Below are 14,448 nucleotides of genomic sequence, written 5' to 3' on the forward strand. Positions count from 1 at the left end.
TTCCCTCGCTTTCACACCACACGCAGGCCGCCAGCGGCGCGTGCGGGCTGATCCTTGCCGGCGTTCTTGAGCTGCTCAATGAGCACGGCCAGCTGGTCTTCTGGCACGCCGTCCTTGAAACGCGCGGTCATAAACTGGTTCTCTTGCACCGTCAGATTGCGGCCCAGCTCCTTGCGGATGCGCAGCATCACGGTGACAGCGTCGAGCAGCACCGGCTCGGCCTTGGCGTGCGCAGGTGTGGCGATTTCCACGCCGGGGCGCTGCAGATAGCTGGGGTGCTCGACTTCGGCCAGGTAGCTGTGCGCCTTGATCTCGCCGCCAAACGGCACAGCCCCTTTTTGACGTGCTGCCGTGGCGTCCTGGCCAGGGAAGGCCAGCTCGTCCATCGCCTCGCCGGCCGCCTCGGCCACGGTCTTGGCGTGGGACTTGTAGCCCTCGCCAGGCACGGCGGCAGACAGCGGGAAACCGAATTCGTCAAACTCGGTTTCTGGTTCGACGCGGTACACCAGCGGCTCACCGTCGTAGCGCTGCAGCTCGATCTGTATGGCCTGCTCGCCATACACCAGGGGCCGCACACTGACAACGTCACCCACATTCACGCCATGCAGGCCGCTGAGGCTGTAGGTGCGCGTGGACTCTGCCTTGGGGTGCTTAAAGCGGATGCACAGGTGCGCATCCACCTTGCGTTCCACTTCTTTGCCCGCCATCAGCGCGCGGCACACCTCCACATCAGGCAGCAGGCGCAGTTCATCGCTGCGGATGCGCTGCCACAGTGCATAGCGCGACACAGGCTCGGCCAAGCCATCGCGGCGCAGGCGAGTGTCTTGGCCGGGGATCAGGTTGGCGTTGTATGCCTCACACCAGGCCGTGGCCGCAGCATTGAGCTGCTCGACGTTGTCCACAGGTTCAAAGCGCAGGCGGCTCTCGAACTGGGTTTCGATGACGTTGTTGGCGTTTTCCACGCCGCCTTTGGCGCGTGCATTGCCGGCCTCGTGGGTGATCGCCTCCACTTCCAGCGCGCGCAACAGGTGGCCGATAGCGTGCGATGTGTTGGCCGAGCCCTTGTCCCACACCATCACCTTGGGCACACCATGAAACAGGCGGCCATCCTGCTTGCCCCATGCGTGCATCAGGAAGTTGAACAGGTTGGCCTGGGTCTCGCCCGCTGCTTCGCAGTACCAGACCACGATTGCGCCCGACGCACCGTCGTAGAGGGCATACCGCCAGACCTTGAACTTCACTTTCGCAAGGTTTTCGAGCTTGTTCTTGTAGAACTGGCTGTCCTCCATGATGTGCTGGCGGCCGTTGAGGTAGTACACCAGGCACAGGCTGGGGTCCACCTGGTGCGTGTGATTGGGGTGCGGGTAGCGCAGCTTGGTTGCAGGCGTTGCCTGGCGCTGGGCCTGCACATTCAACCCGCGGTCACGCAATAGCCGGTTCAGGTGCGCGTTACTCACGTCCACTTGCAGGCCATTGGCCTCCAGCACGCTGCGTGCCACCGGGGTGTGCATGGTCTGCTTGCCGTTGTCGCGCACGCTCTCGCGCTGGATCGTGGCCAGCGTCAGCAGCGCGGCGCTGTTCACGCTAGTGGTGCCTTTGTCGGCACGGCACTTGCGGCCACTTTCCCAGCCCGCCACCTTCTTGAGGTGGCGGTACACGGTCTGGCGGCTCATGCCCAGGAATGCGGTGGCCTCGTCCAGCAGCTTGCCGCCCGTGCCGTGGGGCGCGTCATCCAGCTTGCGCGCCAGCTGACGGATGTAATCGCAGATTGCAGGGCTCAGTGAAGCCATGTCAGTAGCCTCCAGGTCGGTGTGCATGGCTTATGCGGCGGTGGTATCCACGAAAGCCTGCAGGTCCTGGCCGTAGGTGTCCCACAGCTCCTGGCGCAATGCGGCGGCGGACAGAGTCAGGCGTGACAGGTTGTCGTAGAGCTTTTGGGCCGCTGCCTTGACCTCATCGGGCATCGGCACGTAGTCGCCAGGCGAGTAGCCGGGCTGCTTGGCGGCTTCTTCCAGCCACCAGCGCTCCAGCGCCTGGGCCTGCTGCTTGGCCTGCAGCAATGCCTCGCATGCCGCGTCGTTAGCCTTGTTGATATCGGCGCAAAAGCCCTGCAGACGTTCGTCCAGTGGCTGCGTGCTGGGACCAGAGCGCAGCTGTTTTTCCAGCTTGTCGGCACGCTGCGACTCCTTGTCGCGCTTTTCTGCCAGGAAGCGGTTGTCCTCCTTGGCCTGGCGCAGGGCCTGGCGCAGCTCGCTGGCGCTCATGCGGTCGATGTCGTCCATGTCCTTGAGGGATTCCAGCGTGTCATCGTCGTGGGTGACAAGCTCAAGGAATGCACTGGCGCTTTTGACCTGGGTGCTTAAAACCGCCAAATTGGCGGATTTGGCGGTCTTTGCCGCTGACTGCATAAAGCGTTGTGCTGTGCGCTCGGAAAATCCGAGCATCTCCACACGCTGCTTGAACTCGCCATGCGGGGTCATCTCCTTGAGCACCAGCAAGCGCTTGCCGGTTTCCAAAATGGCCTCGACCGTGCGGCGCTGATAAAAGCGAATCTCGCCTTCCAGCGCTCCCACACTCAATGTGCCCTCATAGCCCACACTCAAGGCCACAGCGCGGACGCGGGCCTGGGCCTCCTGGTCCATGACAGCCAGCGCCTCCTGTGCGCTTTCAATACGTGCAACAGCCTGGTCGTTGAGCACGACGTCGGCCACGGGTTTAAGCACTGCGTTAGGGGTACGAGCCATGTGGTTTCTCCAATCAGTTAACAGTTAAAAACCAGAAGTCATCGAATGGCGGCGGTCTTCCAGGCGCCGCTGGGCCTTGTCAAAGCTGTCCAACACCTTGAAAGTCAGGCGGGTAAAAGCGGCCGTGGGGTAAAAGCGCCCCGTCTCATCGCTCTTGCGGCACCAGCCGTAAGCAATCAGCGTCTGCGTGGCACGGGTCACTTGCACGGGGGTGGTCTTGCAGGCGTCGGCCAGGTCCTTGTTGGATGCGCCTTGTTCGGCAAAGCCGCACAGGGCTTCGAGGACCTGCAGCACGGGTGCTGCGCTCTTGGTGACACCGGCGCTCATACAAGCACCCCCGCACCAATCTCTGCTTTCAGGGCACGCACGCCAACGCCCCAGATGTGGCGCACGGCATCCGCGCCATGCTCAGCGCTGACGCGATCCACGAGGCGAGACAGCTCGCCGTGCTCCATCACCGCAAAGTGAATGAACGTGTCGGCAGGCACGCCCTTGCGGCTGCAGCAGGGCGCAAAGTGCTGATAGCGCGTAAATGCGGCCACGCGCCCGGTGGGCTTGCCCTGTCTGTCGCGCTTTGCTTTCACGGCGCAGCCTGTCAGCGCAGCGCGCACAGCGTCCAGTGGGATGGCGTTAGTCGTCATGGCTGAAACCCTCCAGCTCTGGCTGGTGGTAGCGCTGGACATTGCCGTGGTGGAATGCCACCTGCTCCAGGTGCTGCCGCAACTGAGCCAACAGCGCGCCGGTGTCCACGCTGGCGGGGTTGGCATAGAACTTGGCCAGCGTGGACACCGCGTCCGCGCATGCCTGGTTAACGGCCAGCAGCGCAGACTCCGTGGCCTTTTGGCCCTTGGGCATCGGGATGACGATGCGGCCAGCGTGGGCCGACAAAAAGTCGCTCACGTAGTGGCATCCACAGATCAGCTCAAACTGGGGGATGACCAGAGCGGGCATGCGGCCAGTGCTTGCCCACTTGTAAAACGTGTCCTCGTTGGTGCACAGGAACACGCAGATCCTGGCCACAGACAGCCCCTTTTTCTCCAGCGCGTAGTCCTTGCAGGCCCGGATGGCGTCCGGCAGGCTTATGGGCCTGTACTGTTTCCAATTGCGCAGGCGCATCTGAACTTCCTCCTTCCTCATGTCTTCCGAAAAAAATCCACGCTGAAATGCACCGCGCCTTGACACTGGCCCCAACGAACTGCATGGAGGCGATATGGGCGTTGACACTTCACTGATGCAAAAGCTGGTCGAGCGGGCCGTGCAGCAGCGCCTGCGGCCACTCGAGGACCAGGCATGGGCGCAGCACTGGCTGCTGGTTGAGCTGGCACGCCAGCTGCCACGGCAAAGCCTGCTGGATGCAGCGCAAAGGCTGGAGCTGCAGGCACGGGCAGATGGACGAAAAGACCGCGACGGCGCTGCATGGAACAGCTGGCAGCTGTACCTGTGCCAGCTGGCAGGACTGGTGGACGGCAATGACTTGCCTCAAACCCGCAAGTACGGGGGGTGACGCGGTGACATTGGGCAAACATCAGCTGCGCCTGGCCCGGCGGATTGCCTGTAATATTTCGCTGCAACATAGGGACGCTCAGGCAACCAGACGCTCGCGGGAGACCTCGCCGCTTTTGATGCCCAGCGCGACAGCAATGTTGTGGCTGTCGCCGCGCAGGCATTTGCGTGCGGGCCTGGCATCGTCATCGTTGATGATGGCGGTCACCAGCGCAGGGTTGAAACCATGCTTCACCGCCCACGCGGAGATCGATAAGCCCTTGCTTCTGAACTCGTTGCGGACTTGTTCGCGCGTTTTGAGCACCGGGGCCTGTTCGCAAGTTTTGGGTGTCATGCTGCGTCCCTTTGTGTAGCTACTAGCGCTAACTAGTAGTGATTTGTTGAACTTGTTGAACGCATTATGTGCACGTTTGTGCACCTTTGCAATACATTTTTTGGTGTCTAAATGAGCATAGGGCAACGATTGCGCGAAGAACGGGAGCGCCTCAAGGTCTCTCAGGAACGGTTCGCCGCCATCGGCGGCGTGCAAAAACGCGCGCAGATCAACTACGAGGCAGGGGATCGCACGCCAGATGCCGAATACCTGGCAGGCGTGGCCATGGCCGGCGTAGACGTGGCCTATGTGGTTACGGGCAAACGCGGAGACACACAAGCACCGCAGCTCACCATGGAAGAGCAAACCCTGCTGCATCTCTTTCGTGATGCGGCGCCTGCCGTGCGCAAGGCCGCCATCGCGGCATTAGCGTCGGGGGCGCCAGGCGGCATGACGATGTCGCATGTGGGCGATGGCAACGTGCAGGTGGGCCAAGGCGCGAGGGTGAAAGTCAAGCAAGGGCAGTAATCGGGCAATAACAACAAAGGCCGGGTCACGGCAGGGAGTGTGTGAAATGTGGCAATGGTTCAAAAAAAAGCTGCGAACCGCAGTGAGGTACGTGTTAAACAATGGCCCGGCCCCACAGACAGAACCGCCACCCCCGCCACCACCAGTGCAAGGACTTACGCCTGCAGCAGAGGCCGCAAATATGGGCACTGGCATGACCATGGCTGATGTAGGCAAAGGCAATGTACAGATAGGCCAGGCAGGCGGCCCGGTGGTGGTCAACCAGGTGACCCTGCACATTCAAAACCGGCCAGTAGTGCAGACTGAAAAAAAGCAGCGCCTCACGGTGGACCGGAGGGAGCTGCTGCGGCTGATGCGCCGCACCGGCAAAGAGCAGACAGTGGTGAAGTGGATGGAGACCACGTTCGGCACCAGCCGCGTGCTTGAACTGACTGACGGGGAGGTATTTCGTGCACGCCGCTACTGTGAGACGATCATTGAACGAAGCGAAATCAAAATGCACGAAGAAATAGGCGCATAAGCGCCGGGGGGGCAAACCATGGAACTACTGGGCTTTATCGTTTTTTTTGGCTTGGCCACACTGGCCGCGATCATTGCCAGCCGTCGCGCACGGCTTGGCATTGTGACGTTCCTGAGAACAACGCTTTATGCAGTCAGCGGCAAAGACCGCCAAATCCGCCAATTTGGCGGTTTTAAGCACCCAGGTCAAAAGCACTGGGCATTGAAACCCGCGTGGCACAGAAATTCATGCAATCGGCGTTGAAGTTCTCAAAAGCGTCGACGTCGACGCTTTTGAAATCAGTCGATTCACAGTCCAAGCTGTTTGAAATGCTGGTTCTGGATGATGAACAGATTGATGAGCTGGCACTCACTGGCGAGCCAGTGCATTCCTTGAGCTTGTCACCCACGACGATGACACGCTGGAATCTGCCAATTTGGCGGATTTGAAAACGGCCAAATTGGCCGTTTTGTTTTAGTAACGCGGGGTAAAAGACCGCAGGCATGCGGCGCTTCACAGTAAAGGCTTTCAGACCGAAAGTCTTTTATGGAGTACGCCATGGCCCCTGCCCCCGTGTCCGAATCCAAGCTGCCCAGACTGACCAGCTGGTGGCTGATTGCAGCGCTGCTGTCGCTGGCGGTGTTTTTCATCGCGCCGCAGCAAATCCCCGTCAGCCTGTACAAGCTCAACCTGATCGCTGTGGCCGCTGTGTCCGGGTACTGGATTGACCGCAAAGTCTTTCCCTATGCACGCCCCGACACCCGTGCGCTGCGCACCCTTTGGGACCTGGACGGCATCGAGATCACGCAAGAAGACCAGGAGCGCGGCTACATCCTCGCAGGCGACGGGCAACGCATCCCGCTGGACGAGGTCATGACCGCCACCTGCGGCCCCATTGACCCGGCACCGCTGCACTTCATGCTGGGCTGCATGCTGCGCCGGGCCGTCATCATCGCGGCCGCAATGATTGCGGTCAGCATGGGGGGATAAGCCATGCGCGCCCGTTCCATGCGTGCCTGGCTGCTGGCTGCTGCAGCGCTGACAGGTGCTGTGCTCAGCACCTGCGCTCAGCCTGTGCAGGCCCAGGTGCCAGCCGCAGCCCAGCAATACCGTGCCCAGCTGGTGCGCACCGCACACAGCGTGTGGGGCTTGGATGCACCCGTGGCCGTCTTTGCCGCACAGGTACACCAAGAATCTGCCTGGAAGCCAGAGGCCATCAGCCGCGTAGGCGCTGGGGGCCTGGCCCAGTTCATGCCCGCCACCGCCAGCTGGTGGTGTGACCTGAACAAGATTGCCCCCGCAGCCTGCCTGCCGCACAACCCTGCCTGGGCCTTGCGTGCCCTGGTGGGCTACAACAAATACCTCTACGACCGCACGCCCACCCGCTATAGCAGCTACGACCGCATGTGGGTGGCGCTGCGTGCCTACAACGGCGGGCTGGGCCATTGGCAACGTGAGGCCGTGGCTTCCGGTGCCACCCAGCCCACACGCGAGCAAGTGGACGCAGCCTGCGGGAAAGCCCGCCGCGCAGCTGTGCACTGCGGGGAGAACCTGCAGTATCCGCGCCGCATCTTGAATGAGCTGCAGCCCCGCTACAGCCACTGGGGGCCGGGCTTATGAAGCCGGGCCTGCACTGGCTGCTGGGGGCAGCATCGCTGGCCGCCCTGGTCTGGGGCGTGCACAGCTACCAAGGCCATCTGATCGCCAAAGGCGATGCACAAGGCGCTGCCCGTGTGCAGCAAGCCTGGAACGCCGAAACCTACCAACGCAATCTGGCCACCGGCCAGGCCAACGCCGTGCGCCAGCGTGCGGCCGAGAAAGTGGCCGATGAACAAGCACAACGCCAAGCAACTACTGAAAAGCGCTTTGCTCTTGCTGCCGCTACTGAGCGCAGCCTGCGCGCAGAAATCAAGCGGCTTAACAGCAGACCCAAGCCTTTTACCGTTGACGACACCGGCCTTGCCGCCTGCACTCGCGAAGCCACCACCGCCCGAGAGCTACTCGGCACGTGCAGCCACAGATACACAGTGCTGGCAGCAGACGCTGACCGCCTCCGAGACCAAGTCCTCGGCCTCCAGCAATGGCACAGCCGTGTCTGCACCGTGCCAGCCGCAGGAGCCGCCCAGTGACTGACGACATCGACCGCGCCCAAGACCTGGAGGCACGCCAGCGCGATACCGCCTTGCGCCGCCAGGCCACAAGGGCGGGCTTGCAGGGCAAAGCCATGACCGATTCAGCCACCGAATGCCAGGACTGTGAGCAGCCAATTCCACAAGCACGCCGCTGGGCGGTGCCAGGGTGCACGCGCTGCGTGAAGTGCCAAAGCGCCCAAGAGCGCATGAAAGGACGGTTCTTGTGAGCCTGCAGATTGATTTTTGGCAGCTGGTAGGCCTGCTGCTCTCGGGGCTTGGTGTGGTGGTGGGCCTGCTCAAGTTTGGGCTGATGCAAGCCCAAAAGCACCAGGACGCTGCACACCTGCAACTGCTCTCGCGCTTGGACAGCATGGAGCAGACCAACAAACAAGAGGCCGCGCAGTGGCAGCGCCTTGAGCGCGAAATGCTGCAGCTGCGGGCCGACCTGCCGCTGCAGTACGTGCGCCGCGAAGACTACATCCGGGGTCAAAGCGTCATTGAAGCCAAGCTGGACGCTGTGGCCGTCAAGCTCGAAAACGCCCAGCTGCGCGTTGCCAGCATCCAGAACAACAGAGGGTAAGCCATGCACATTGACCACGCCAAAGTCCGCCGCGAGAGCCTGCGCTGGCTCATCTTGCTCACACTGAACAATGCCCGCCCTTGTGGCGCGCAGGAGTCGCCCATCCTGTCCGTGGCCCAGTCCATCTACCCCGACGCCAGCCCTTTGGAGCTGCGCCGTGAGCTGGACTATCTGGGCGACCGTGACCTGGTCAAGCTGCGCAAAGACCCCAGCGGCCCCTGGCATGCAGAGCTGACCCGCAATGGCGTAGACATTGCCGAATACACCATCGACTGCGAGCCTGGCATTGCCCGGCCCCAGAAGTACTGGGCGGGCTGAGCCATGGGCCGCAAAAGCTCCATCGACCGCATGAGTCCTGACGTCAAGGCCTACATTCAGGCCATGCTGGCCACAGGCAGTCAGACGCTGGATGCGTTGATTGCAGACCTGCAAGAGCGCTTTCCCACCGAGGCCAGCAAGGGCGAACTGCCCAGCCGCTCGGCCTTGCACCGCTACGGCGCCAAGCTGGATCGGCGCTTGAACGCCATCCGGGCCAGCACCGAAGCCGCACGCCTGATTCGCCAGCATGCTGGTGACGACGAAGACGCCCGCTCTGAAGCCCTGGTTGCCATGGTGCAGACCGAGCTGTTTGACGCCATCTTGCTGCTGCAAGAAGCCGACGACCCCGAGGCCGACCCCGGCCAGCGCGTCACCTTGCTCAGCAAAGCGGCCAAGAACATTGCCACGCTCACCCGCTCCAGCGTCAACTTGAAGCAATTCCAGGCCAAGGTAGAGGCCGAGGCACGCAAGAAAGCGCTGGAAGACGCCGCCGCCACCGCAGAAACCACGGCCAAGGCCGCTGGCTTGTCCGCCAACGGGGTGGCAGCGTTGCGCGCCGCCATCATGGGGACCATGTGATGGAGCAGGTCACCCCCGAGCTGCAAGCGCCAGAGCCTACGGAGCTGAGCCAGGCCATCTTCATGGCCTACCAGGTCAAGTGGGTGGAAGACATGGCACCCGTCAAGATCATGGAAAAGTCACGCCGCATCGGTCTAAGCTATGCCGAGGCGGCCGACGACGTGCTGTATGCCGCCAGCGCCGAGGGGGCCAACGTCTACTACATCTCCTACAACAAGGAGATGACCCAAGGCTTCATCCAGGACTGTGCCGGCTGGGCCAAGGCCTTCAATGCGGCCGCCAGCCAGATTCAAGAGTCGGTGCTGGAAGAGGAAGACAAGCAAATCCTCAGCTACAGCATCCACTTCGACAGCGGCCACAAGATTCAGGCCTTCACCAGCAACCCACGCAACCTGCGCTCCAAGGGGCGCCCCGGTGAACGGCTGGTGATTGACGAAGCCGCCTTTGTGGACGACATCAAAGAGCTGCTCAAGGCCGCCATGGCCATGACCATGTGGGGCGGGCAAATCCGCATCATCAGCACCCACAACGGCGAGGACAACCCGTTCAACGAACTGATTACCGATGTGCGCGCAGGCCGCTACCCCTACAGCCTGCACCGCGTGGACTTTGACGACGCCCTGCGTGATGGCCTATACCGCAAGATCTGTGCGGTCAGCAAGCGGCCCTGGAGCCGCGAGGGCGAGGCCCAGTGGCGGCAAGAAATCATCAACCGCTACCGCCCCAACGAGGGCGAAGAGCTGTTTTGCATTCCCGCCCAGGGCGGTGGTGCCTGGCTCACCCGCGTGCAGGTGGAAAGCCGCATGGTGGAGGCACCCGTCATCCGCTTTACGGGCACCAAAGCATTCAACCAGTCCAGCCCGGAAGTGCGCAAAGCACTCATGCAGGACTGGATCGACGAAACGCTGCGGCCCCTGCTCAAGAAACTCACCCCCGAGCTGCGCCACGCGCTGGGCATGGACTTTGCGCGCACGGGCGACCTGTCTGTGCTGGCACCGGTGGAGGTGGCAGCCAACCTGCATGAGCGTGTGCCGTTCCTGGTCGAGCTGAAAAACGTCCCCTACAAGCAGCAAGAGCAGGTGCTGTTCGCCATTTGTGATGCGTTGCCCCGTTGCTCGGGCATCGTCATTGACAGCCGGGGCAATGGTTCCTACATCGGTGAATCCGCCGAAGACCGCTATGGGGCCATGGTGCTCAAGCTCATGCCCACCGAGGGCTGGTACCGCGACAACATGCCCGGTTACAAGGCCGCGTTTGAAGACGGCACAATCACGCTGCCCAAGCACGATGGCCTGCTGCAAGACCACCGCGCCTTCAGGCTGGTGCGCGGGGTGGCGCGCATCCCGGAGGGCAAGACCGAAGGCGACAGCCACGGCGACCGCGCCATGGCCTGCGTGTACGCCCATGCGGCGGCCAAGCTCAAGATTATTCCCATCGACTATATCCCCGTGCCCACCCACGCCCGTGGCTTTGACCACCGGGCCGACCCCAGCGCCGTGGATGACAACGACTGGGCCATGCCCGAGGCCGAGGGCTGGTGATGCCGCAACACCCAGCTGCCGAAATCCGGCGATTTAAGCGATTTTTAGGCCGAGGGTATGCAACGCCCACGGTTTGTTGTGTTTGCGGCCTTGTAAACGCCCGTAAACGCCTTGCCGCGCCTTGCAGCCATGCAATGCGCTGGCGCAATCCCCTTCACGAGGTGCCCACATGGCAAAAAGCATGATTTTGGGGGCCGATGGCCAGCCGATTGAGATGGATGACATCCGCACCCCGCAAACCTCCCAGCTGGGCCACCTGCAGCGTGAGCTGCAGTCCCACCCCACACGCGGTCTCACCCCCAGCAAACTGGCCACCATCCTGGACGCGGCCGAGCAAGGTGACCTCACGGCCCAGTTCGACCTGTTTGAAGACATGGAAGAGAAGGACGGCCACATTGCCAGCGAGATGGGCAAGCGCCGCCGCGCCTGCATCGTGGACTGGGAGGTCGTGCCGCCCGAGGGCGCCAGCGCCTTGGAAAAGCGCAACGCCGAGCAACTGGGCGAGCTGGTGCAGGCTATCCCCGACTTTGAAGACGTGATCTTTGACGCCACCGACGCGATCGGAAAAGGCTTTGCATGCCTTGAAATGGAATGGCACCGTGAGGGCAAGCTGTGGCTGCCCAAAACCGTCACGCACCGGCCGCAAAGCTGGTTCCAGCTGCACCGTGGCTACCGGCAGGAGCTGCGCCTGCGCTCCAACACCGCAGACGCTGACGGCATTCAGGGCGAGGTGCTGCGTCCGTTCAACTGGATCACCCACATCCACAAGGCCAAATCCGGCTACCTGGAGCGCACGGCGCTGTTTCGCCAGCTGGTGTGGACGTACCTGTTCAAAAACTACTCCGTGGGCGACCTGGCCGAGTTTCTGGAGATTTATGGCATCCCTGTGCGGCTGGGCAAATACCCGGCCAATGCCACTGAGAAGGAAAAAGCCACCTTGCTGCGTGCCCTGGTGGGCATTGGCCACAACGCGGCGGGCATCATCCCCGACGGCATGCTCATCGACTTCAAGGATGCTGCCACGGGTGACCCCAAAGCCTTTGAGCTGATGATCAGCTGGTGTGAGCGCAACCAGTCCAAGGTCATCCTGGGCGGCACGCTCACCAGCGGGGCCGATGGCAAAAGCAGCACCAACGCCTTGGGCAATGTGCACAACGAGGTGCGCAAAGACCTGCGCGACGGCGACTTGCGCCAGCTCAACACCACCTTGACCCGCGACCTGGTCTACGCCATGGCCACGCTCAATGGCCTGGCGCCGGGTGGTATCAAGCGCTGCCCACGCATGCGGCTGACGGCCGACGAAACCGAGGACATGGAGTCCATGTCCAACGCTCTGCCCAAGCTGGTGGCTGTTGGCGTGCAAGTGCCCAAAACCTGGGCCAACCGCCGTCTGGGCATTCCGCTGCCGCAAGCAGGCGAAGAGGTGCTGACCCCAGCCCCAACTACCATAGCTGCCCATGCCGCGCCTGCTGTGCCCGGCACTCCACCTGCGGCCGCCGCCGCGCTGACCGCACAGACAGCCCCATCTCAGCCGCGCACCGTGGCCGGGGCCATGCTGCCCCAGCTGGCCCGCCAGGCTGACCCGGCAGCGGGCGGCTGGGTGGCCCAACTGCGCGAGCTGGTGATGCGGGCCACCAGCCTGCAAGACATCCGCGATGGGCTGGAGCAGCTGCTGCCCGATATGACGCTGGATCAGTACGCCAGTGCCTTGGCCGATGCGCTGGCTACGGCCGAGTTGGCAGGCCGCCATGACGTGCTGCAGGAGGCGGCTGGCTATGGCCACTAGCCCACCCGCCGCCGCGTATGGCAGTTTTCCGTTCAAGGAGCAGCAGGCTTTTTTTCAGCGCAAGCTCAACCTGCCCACCACCAGTTGGACAGACATCTACACCCACGAGCATGACTGGGCGTTCGTCGTGGCTGGGGCCAACCGCAACGACATCGTCACGGACTTTCGGGCGGCTGTAGAAAAAGCCATCTCCGAGGGCACTACGCTGGAGACCTTCCGCAAGGACTTCGATGCCATCGTCGCCAAGCACGGCTGGGACTACAACGGCGGGCGCAACTGGCGCAGCCGCGTCATCTATGACACCAACCTGTCCACCAGCTACGCCGCTGGCCGCTGGCAGCAGCTGCAGGCCGCGCCGTACTGGCAGTACGAGCACAGCGACTGGGTCGAGCACCCACGCATGCAGCACGTCGCGTGGGATGGCCTGGTGCTGCTGCGTGAAGACCCGTGGTGGCGCATTCACTTCCCGCCCAACGACTGGGGCTGCCAGTGCAAGGTGCGCGGCCTGTGGCCACGCGATCTGCAGCGCCTGGGCAAGAGCGGGCCAGATACCGCGCCCGAGATCCGCCTTGTCGAGCACACCATTGGCAAAAACAGTCCCAACGGCCCGCGCACGGTGCAGGTGCCCGAAGGCGTTGGCCCCGGCTTTGAGTACGCACCCGGCAGCTGCCGCCTGCGCAGCGCCATACCGCCTGAGCGGCCAGACCCACCCGTGCCGGGCAGCGCGGGCGGCCAAGGGCTGCCCAATACCCGCCCATTGGCACCACTGCCGCCGCCACGCCCCGTCACCAGCGATGCGCTGTTGCCCCAAGGGCTGGCCCCCGAAGCCTATGTGCAGGCATTCCTGCAGCCGCTGGGGGCCACGCTGGAGCAGCCCGCCATCGTGCGCGATGCAGTGGGTGAGCGGCTGGTCGTGGGTAAAGAGCTGTTCCAGACGGCGCAAGGCGAGTGGAAGGTCACCAAGCGTGGCCGTGAAACCTTTTTGCCGCTGCTGGCCCAAGCGCTGCTCCACCCGGACGAAATCTGGGTGCGGCTGGAGTGGCTCTACACCCTGCAAAAGGCAGTGGTGCGCCGCCGCTACATCGCACAGTTTGCGGTGCAAGGCCAAGCGCTGCCAGCGCTGGCAGTGTTTGAGCTGGGGGATGACGGCTGGGCCGGTGTCACCCTGTTTCAGGGTGCGAGCGGCAGCGCCGAAGAGTGGCGCGTGGGCGTGCAGGTATATGCACGCAGCTGAAACGGCGAGCCCAGCAAAGCGCCACTTGCTGGGCTCCTCCGGGGGTAGGGTCGGTGGGCCTGGCGCGGCCTTCTCCCCCGATGAGTTGATCACATTGTAAGCACAGGAGCCCAAAAATGGCAGGCACCCACATCCGCGTTGATTTATCCATGGTTGGCCCCGACGTGCTGGGGCAAATTCAAGCGCGGCTGGAGAACCCCGCCGAGCTGCTGGCCCAGCTGGGCGAATACGGGCAAAGCAGCACAGAGGCCCGCTTCAAAAGCCAGTCCGGCCCCGATGGCACCGCATGGCAGGCGCTCACCCCGCGCTACCTCAAGCGCAAAAAGAAAAACAAAGACAAGGTGCTCACTTTGGACGGCTACCTGCGCCGCATCCACTGGCAGCCGGTGGGCAATGATGCGGTGCGCTGGGGCAGCAACAGTGTCTATGCGGCCATCCACCAGCATGGTGGCACCATTGAGCAGCCAGCCCGCCAAAGCACCGTGCACTTTGGCGCGGGCAGCACAGAGCGCCTTTTCGTGAAAAAGAAAAAGGCCCAGCGCAGCATGGCCGTTACCATTCCTGCGCACGAAGCCGTCATGCCCGCCCGGCCATTCCTGGGCATCAGCACCGAGGACGAGCGCGAGATCCAAACCATCACACGGGACTGGCTGCTGGGCCGCTAGGCAATCACTAGCGCCCGCTAAAAGAC

21 protein-coding genes are annotated in these 14,448 nt (G+C 62.9%); 15 read left to right on the forward strand and 6 right to left on the reverse strand.

The window, feature by feature from the left end:
• Positions 1 to 11: 11 nt before the first annotated feature.
• The 5 genes from B5M06_RS13145 to B5M06_RS13165 are packed head-to-tail and all read right to left on the reverse strand — an operon-like array spanning position 12 to position 3,860.
• Positions 12 to 1,817, reverse strand: coding sequence for an integrase (locus B5M06_RS13145; protein ID WP_240183927.1), 1,806 nt, complete (start codon positions 1,815 to 1,817; stop codon positions 12 to 14).
• A 3-nt stretch (positions 1,818 to 1,820) separates the two neighbouring features.
• On the reverse strand, positions 1,821 to 2,744 hold the full coding sequence (locus B5M06_RS13150; RefSeq protein WP_080025243.1) for a DUF3102 domain-containing protein: 924 nt from the start codon (positions 2,742 to 2,744) through the stop codon (positions 1,821 to 1,823).
• Between the two features lie 24 nt (positions 2,745 to 2,768).
• Complete coding sequence (locus B5M06_RS13155; protein WP_054066351.1) at positions 2,769 to 3,071, reverse strand: IclR family transcriptional regulator; 303 nt, start codon at positions 3,069 to 3,071, stop codon at positions 2,769 to 2,771.
• A complete protein-coding gene (locus B5M06_RS13160) occupies positions 3,068 to 3,385 on the reverse strand; it encodes a hypothetical protein (RefSeq protein ID WP_054066352.1) in 318 nt (105 codons plus the stop codon). Before B5M06_RS13160 ends, B5M06_RS13155 begins: the two co-directional genes overlap by 4 nt.
• On the reverse strand, positions 3,375 to 3,860 hold the full coding sequence (locus B5M06_RS13165; RefSeq protein WP_054066353.1) for a hypothetical protein: 486 nt from the start codon (positions 3,858 to 3,860) through the stop codon (positions 3,375 to 3,377). Before B5M06_RS13165 ends, B5M06_RS13160 begins: the two co-directional genes overlap by 11 nt.
• Positions 3,861 to 3,954: 94 nt before the next feature.
• Here B5M06_RS13165 and B5M06_RS13170 point away from each other — a divergent pair, with 94 nt between their 5' ends.
• Positions 3,955 to 4,248: a hypothetical protein gene (locus tag B5M06_RS13170; RefSeq protein ID WP_054066354.1), complete on the forward strand. Its 294-nt coding sequence runs from the start codon at positions 3,955 to 3,957 to the stop codon at positions 4,246 to 4,248.
• 78 nt (positions 4,249 to 4,326) lie between these two features.
• Here B5M06_RS13170 and B5M06_RS13175 read toward each other — a convergent pair whose 3' ends face one another.
• Positions 4,327 to 4,581 (reverse strand): DNA-binding protein, encoded by a 255-nt coding sequence (locus B5M06_RS13175; RefSeq protein ID WP_054066355.1) that lies wholly within the window; start codon positions 4,579 to 4,581, stop codon positions 4,327 to 4,329.
• A gap of 111 nt (positions 4,582 to 4,692) precedes the next feature.
• On the opposite strand from B5M06_RS13175, the gene B5M06_RS13180 reads away from it, so the two are divergent.
• From B5M06_RS13180 to B5M06_RS13245, 14 genes are all read left to right on the forward strand, one after another.
• Positions 4,693 to 5,088, forward strand: coding sequence for a helix-turn-helix domain-containing protein (locus B5M06_RS13180; RefSeq protein WP_080025244.1), 396 nt, complete (start codon positions 4,693 to 4,695; stop codon positions 5,086 to 5,088).
• 193 nt (positions 5,089 to 5,281) lie between these two features.
• Positions 5,282 to 5,608 (forward strand): hypothetical protein, encoded by a 327-nt coding sequence (locus B5M06_RS13185; RefSeq protein ID WP_162777412.1) that lies wholly within the window; start codon positions 5,282 to 5,284, stop codon positions 5,606 to 5,608.
• Positions 5,609 to 5,820: 212 nt separating this feature from the next.
• Entirely contained in the window at positions 5,821 to 6,036 is a 216-nt protein-coding gene (locus B5M06_RS13190; protein ID WP_080025245.1) for a hypothetical protein, read from the forward strand.
• A 109-nt stretch (positions 6,037 to 6,145) separates the two neighbouring features.
• The gene (locus B5M06_RS13195; RefSeq protein WP_080025377.1) at positions 6,146 to 6,577 is read left to right on the forward strand and encodes a putative holin; all 432 of its coding nucleotides are present in this window, start codon (positions 6,146 to 6,148) and stop codon (positions 6,575 to 6,577) included.
• Positions 6,578 to 6,580: 3 nt separating this feature from the next.
• The gene (locus tag B5M06_RS13200; protein ID WP_054066360.1) at positions 6,581 to 7,207 is read left to right on the forward strand and encodes a transglycosylase SLT domain-containing protein; all 627 of its coding nucleotides are present in this window, start codon (positions 6,581 to 6,583) and stop codon (positions 7,205 to 7,207) included.
• Positions 7,204 to 7,716 (forward strand): hypothetical protein, encoded by a 513-nt coding sequence (locus B5M06_RS13205; protein WP_054066361.1) that lies wholly within the window; start codon positions 7,204 to 7,206, stop codon positions 7,714 to 7,716. The genes B5M06_RS13200 and B5M06_RS13205 overlap by 4 nt, the downstream gene beginning before the upstream one ends.
• Positions 7,713 to 7,946: a TraR/DksA family transcriptional regulator gene (locus tag B5M06_RS13210; protein ID WP_054066362.1), complete on the forward strand. Its 234-nt coding sequence runs from the start codon at positions 7,713 to 7,715 to the stop codon at positions 7,944 to 7,946. Before B5M06_RS13205 ends, B5M06_RS13210 begins: the two co-directional genes overlap by 4 nt.
• On the forward strand, positions 7,943 to 8,299 hold the full coding sequence (locus tag B5M06_RS13215; RefSeq protein ID WP_054066363.1) for a hypothetical protein: 357 nt from the start codon (positions 7,943 to 7,945) through the stop codon (positions 8,297 to 8,299). The genes B5M06_RS13210 and B5M06_RS13215 overlap by 4 nt, the downstream gene beginning before the upstream one ends.
• A 3-nt stretch (positions 8,300 to 8,302) precedes the next feature.
• Complete coding sequence (locus B5M06_RS13220; protein ID WP_054066364.1) at positions 8,303 to 8,617, forward strand: hypothetical protein; 315 nt, start codon at positions 8,303 to 8,305, stop codon at positions 8,615 to 8,617.
• Between the two features lie 3 nt (positions 8,618 to 8,620).
• Entirely contained in the window at positions 8,621 to 9,196 is a 576-nt protein-coding gene (locus tag B5M06_RS13225; protein ID WP_054066365.1) for a phage protein Gp27 family protein, read from the forward strand.
• Positions 9,196 to 10,737, forward strand: coding sequence for a terminase large subunit domain-containing protein (locus tag B5M06_RS13230; RefSeq protein ID WP_054066366.1), 1,542 nt, complete (start codon positions 9,196 to 9,198; stop codon positions 10,735 to 10,737). The genes B5M06_RS13225 and B5M06_RS13230 overlap by 1 nt, the downstream gene beginning before the upstream one ends.
• 169 nt (positions 10,738 to 10,906) lie before the next feature.
• The gene (locus tag B5M06_RS13235) at positions 10,907 to 12,523 is read left to right on the forward strand and encodes a DUF935 domain-containing protein (RefSeq protein ID WP_054066367.1); all 1,617 of its coding nucleotides are present in this window, start codon (positions 10,907 to 10,909) and stop codon (positions 12,521 to 12,523) included.
• Positions 12,513 to 13,757, forward strand: a complete 1,245-nt coding sequence (locus tag B5M06_RS13240) for a PBECR2 nuclease fold domain-containing protein (protein WP_054066368.1) — start codon at positions 12,513 to 12,515, stop codon at positions 13,755 to 13,757. The genes B5M06_RS13235 and B5M06_RS13240 overlap by 11 nt, the downstream gene beginning before the upstream one ends.
• Positions 13,758 to 13,873: 116 nt before the next feature.
• Positions 13,874 to 14,422, forward strand: coding sequence for a phage virion morphogenesis protein (locus tag B5M06_RS13245; RefSeq protein ID WP_054066369.1), 549 nt, complete (start codon positions 13,874 to 13,876; stop codon positions 14,420 to 14,422).
• Positions 14,423 to 14,448: the final 26 nt, after the last annotated feature.

It is taken from the genome of Comamonas kerstersii, assembly GCF_002056725.1.
GTDB lineage: Bacteria > Pseudomonadota > Gammaproteobacteria > Burkholderiales > Burkholderiaceae_C > Comamonas > Comamonas kerstersii.

What these genes read in the sequence shown, in the direction of transcription:
- B5M06_RS13235 (WP_054066367.1), top strand. Translation starts at nt 10,907, where the DNA reads ATGGCAAAAAGCATGATTTTGGGGGCCGATGGCCAGCCGATTGAGATG.
- B5M06_RS13245 (WP_054066369.1), top strand. Translation starts at nt 13,874, where the DNA reads ATGGCAGGCACCCACATCCGCGTTGATTTATCCATGGTTGGCCCCGAC.
- B5M06_RS13240 (WP_054066368.1), top strand. Translation starts at nt 12,513, where the DNA reads ATGGCCACTAGCCCACCCGCCGCCGCGTATGGCAGTTTTCCGTTCAAG.
- B5M06_RS13205 (WP_054066361.1), top strand. Translation starts at nt 7,204, where the DNA reads ATGAAGCCGGGCCTGCACTGGCTGCTGGGGGCAGCATCGCTGGCCGCC.
- B5M06_RS13200 (WP_054066360.1), top strand. Translation starts at nt 6,581, where the DNA reads ATGCGCGCCCGTTCCATGCGTGCCTGGCTGCTGGCTGCTGCAGCGCTG.
- B5M06_RS13220 (WP_054066364.1), top strand. Translation starts at nt 8,303, where the DNA reads ATGCACATTGACCACGCCAAAGTCCGCCGCGAGAGCCTGCGCTGGCTC.
- B5M06_RS13150 (WP_080025243.1), bottom strand. Translation starts at nt 2,744, where the DNA reads ATGGCTCGTACCCCTAACGCAGTGCTTAAACCCGTGGCCGACGTCGTG.
- B5M06_RS13230 (WP_054066366.1), top strand. Translation starts at nt 9,196, where the DNA reads ATGGAGCAGGTCACCCCCGAGCTGCAAGCGCCAGAGCCTACGGAGCTG.
- B5M06_RS13165 (WP_054066353.1), bottom strand. Translation starts at nt 3,860, where the DNA reads ATGCGCCTGCGCAATTGGAAACAGTACAGGCCCATAAGCCTGCCGGAC.
- B5M06_RS13160 (WP_054066352.1), bottom strand. Translation starts at nt 3,385, where the DNA reads ATGACGACTAACGCCATCCCACTGGACGCTGTGCGCGCTGCGCTGACA.
- B5M06_RS13155 (WP_054066351.1), bottom strand. Translation starts at nt 3,071, where the DNA reads ATGAGCGCCGGTGTCACCAAGAGCGCAGCACCCGTGCTGCAGGTCCTC.
- B5M06_RS13175 (WP_054066355.1), bottom strand. Translation starts at nt 4,581, where the DNA reads ATGACACCCAAAACTTGCGAACAGGCCCCGGTGCTCAAAACGCGCGAA.
- B5M06_RS13180 (WP_080025244.1), top strand. Translation starts at nt 4,693, where the DNA reads ATGAGCATAGGGCAACGATTGCGCGAAGAACGGGAGCGCCTCAAGGTC.
- B5M06_RS13185 (WP_162777412.1), top strand. Translation starts at nt 5,282, where the DNA reads ATGACCATGGCTGATGTAGGCAAAGGCAATGTACAGATAGGCCAGGCA.
- B5M06_RS13170 (WP_054066354.1), top strand. Translation starts at nt 3,955, where the DNA reads ATGGGCGTTGACACTTCACTGATGCAAAAGCTGGTCGAGCGGGCCGTG.
- B5M06_RS13195 (WP_080025377.1), top strand. Translation starts at nt 6,146, where the DNA reads ATGGCCCCTGCCCCCGTGTCCGAATCCAAGCTGCCCAGACTGACCAGC.
- B5M06_RS13145 (WP_240183927.1), bottom strand. Translation starts at nt 1,817, where the DNA reads ATGCACACCGACCTGGAGGCTACTGACATGGCTTCACTGAGCCCTGCA.
- B5M06_RS13225 (WP_054066365.1), top strand. Translation starts at nt 8,621, where the DNA reads ATGGGCCGCAAAAGCTCCATCGACCGCATGAGTCCTGACGTCAAGGCC.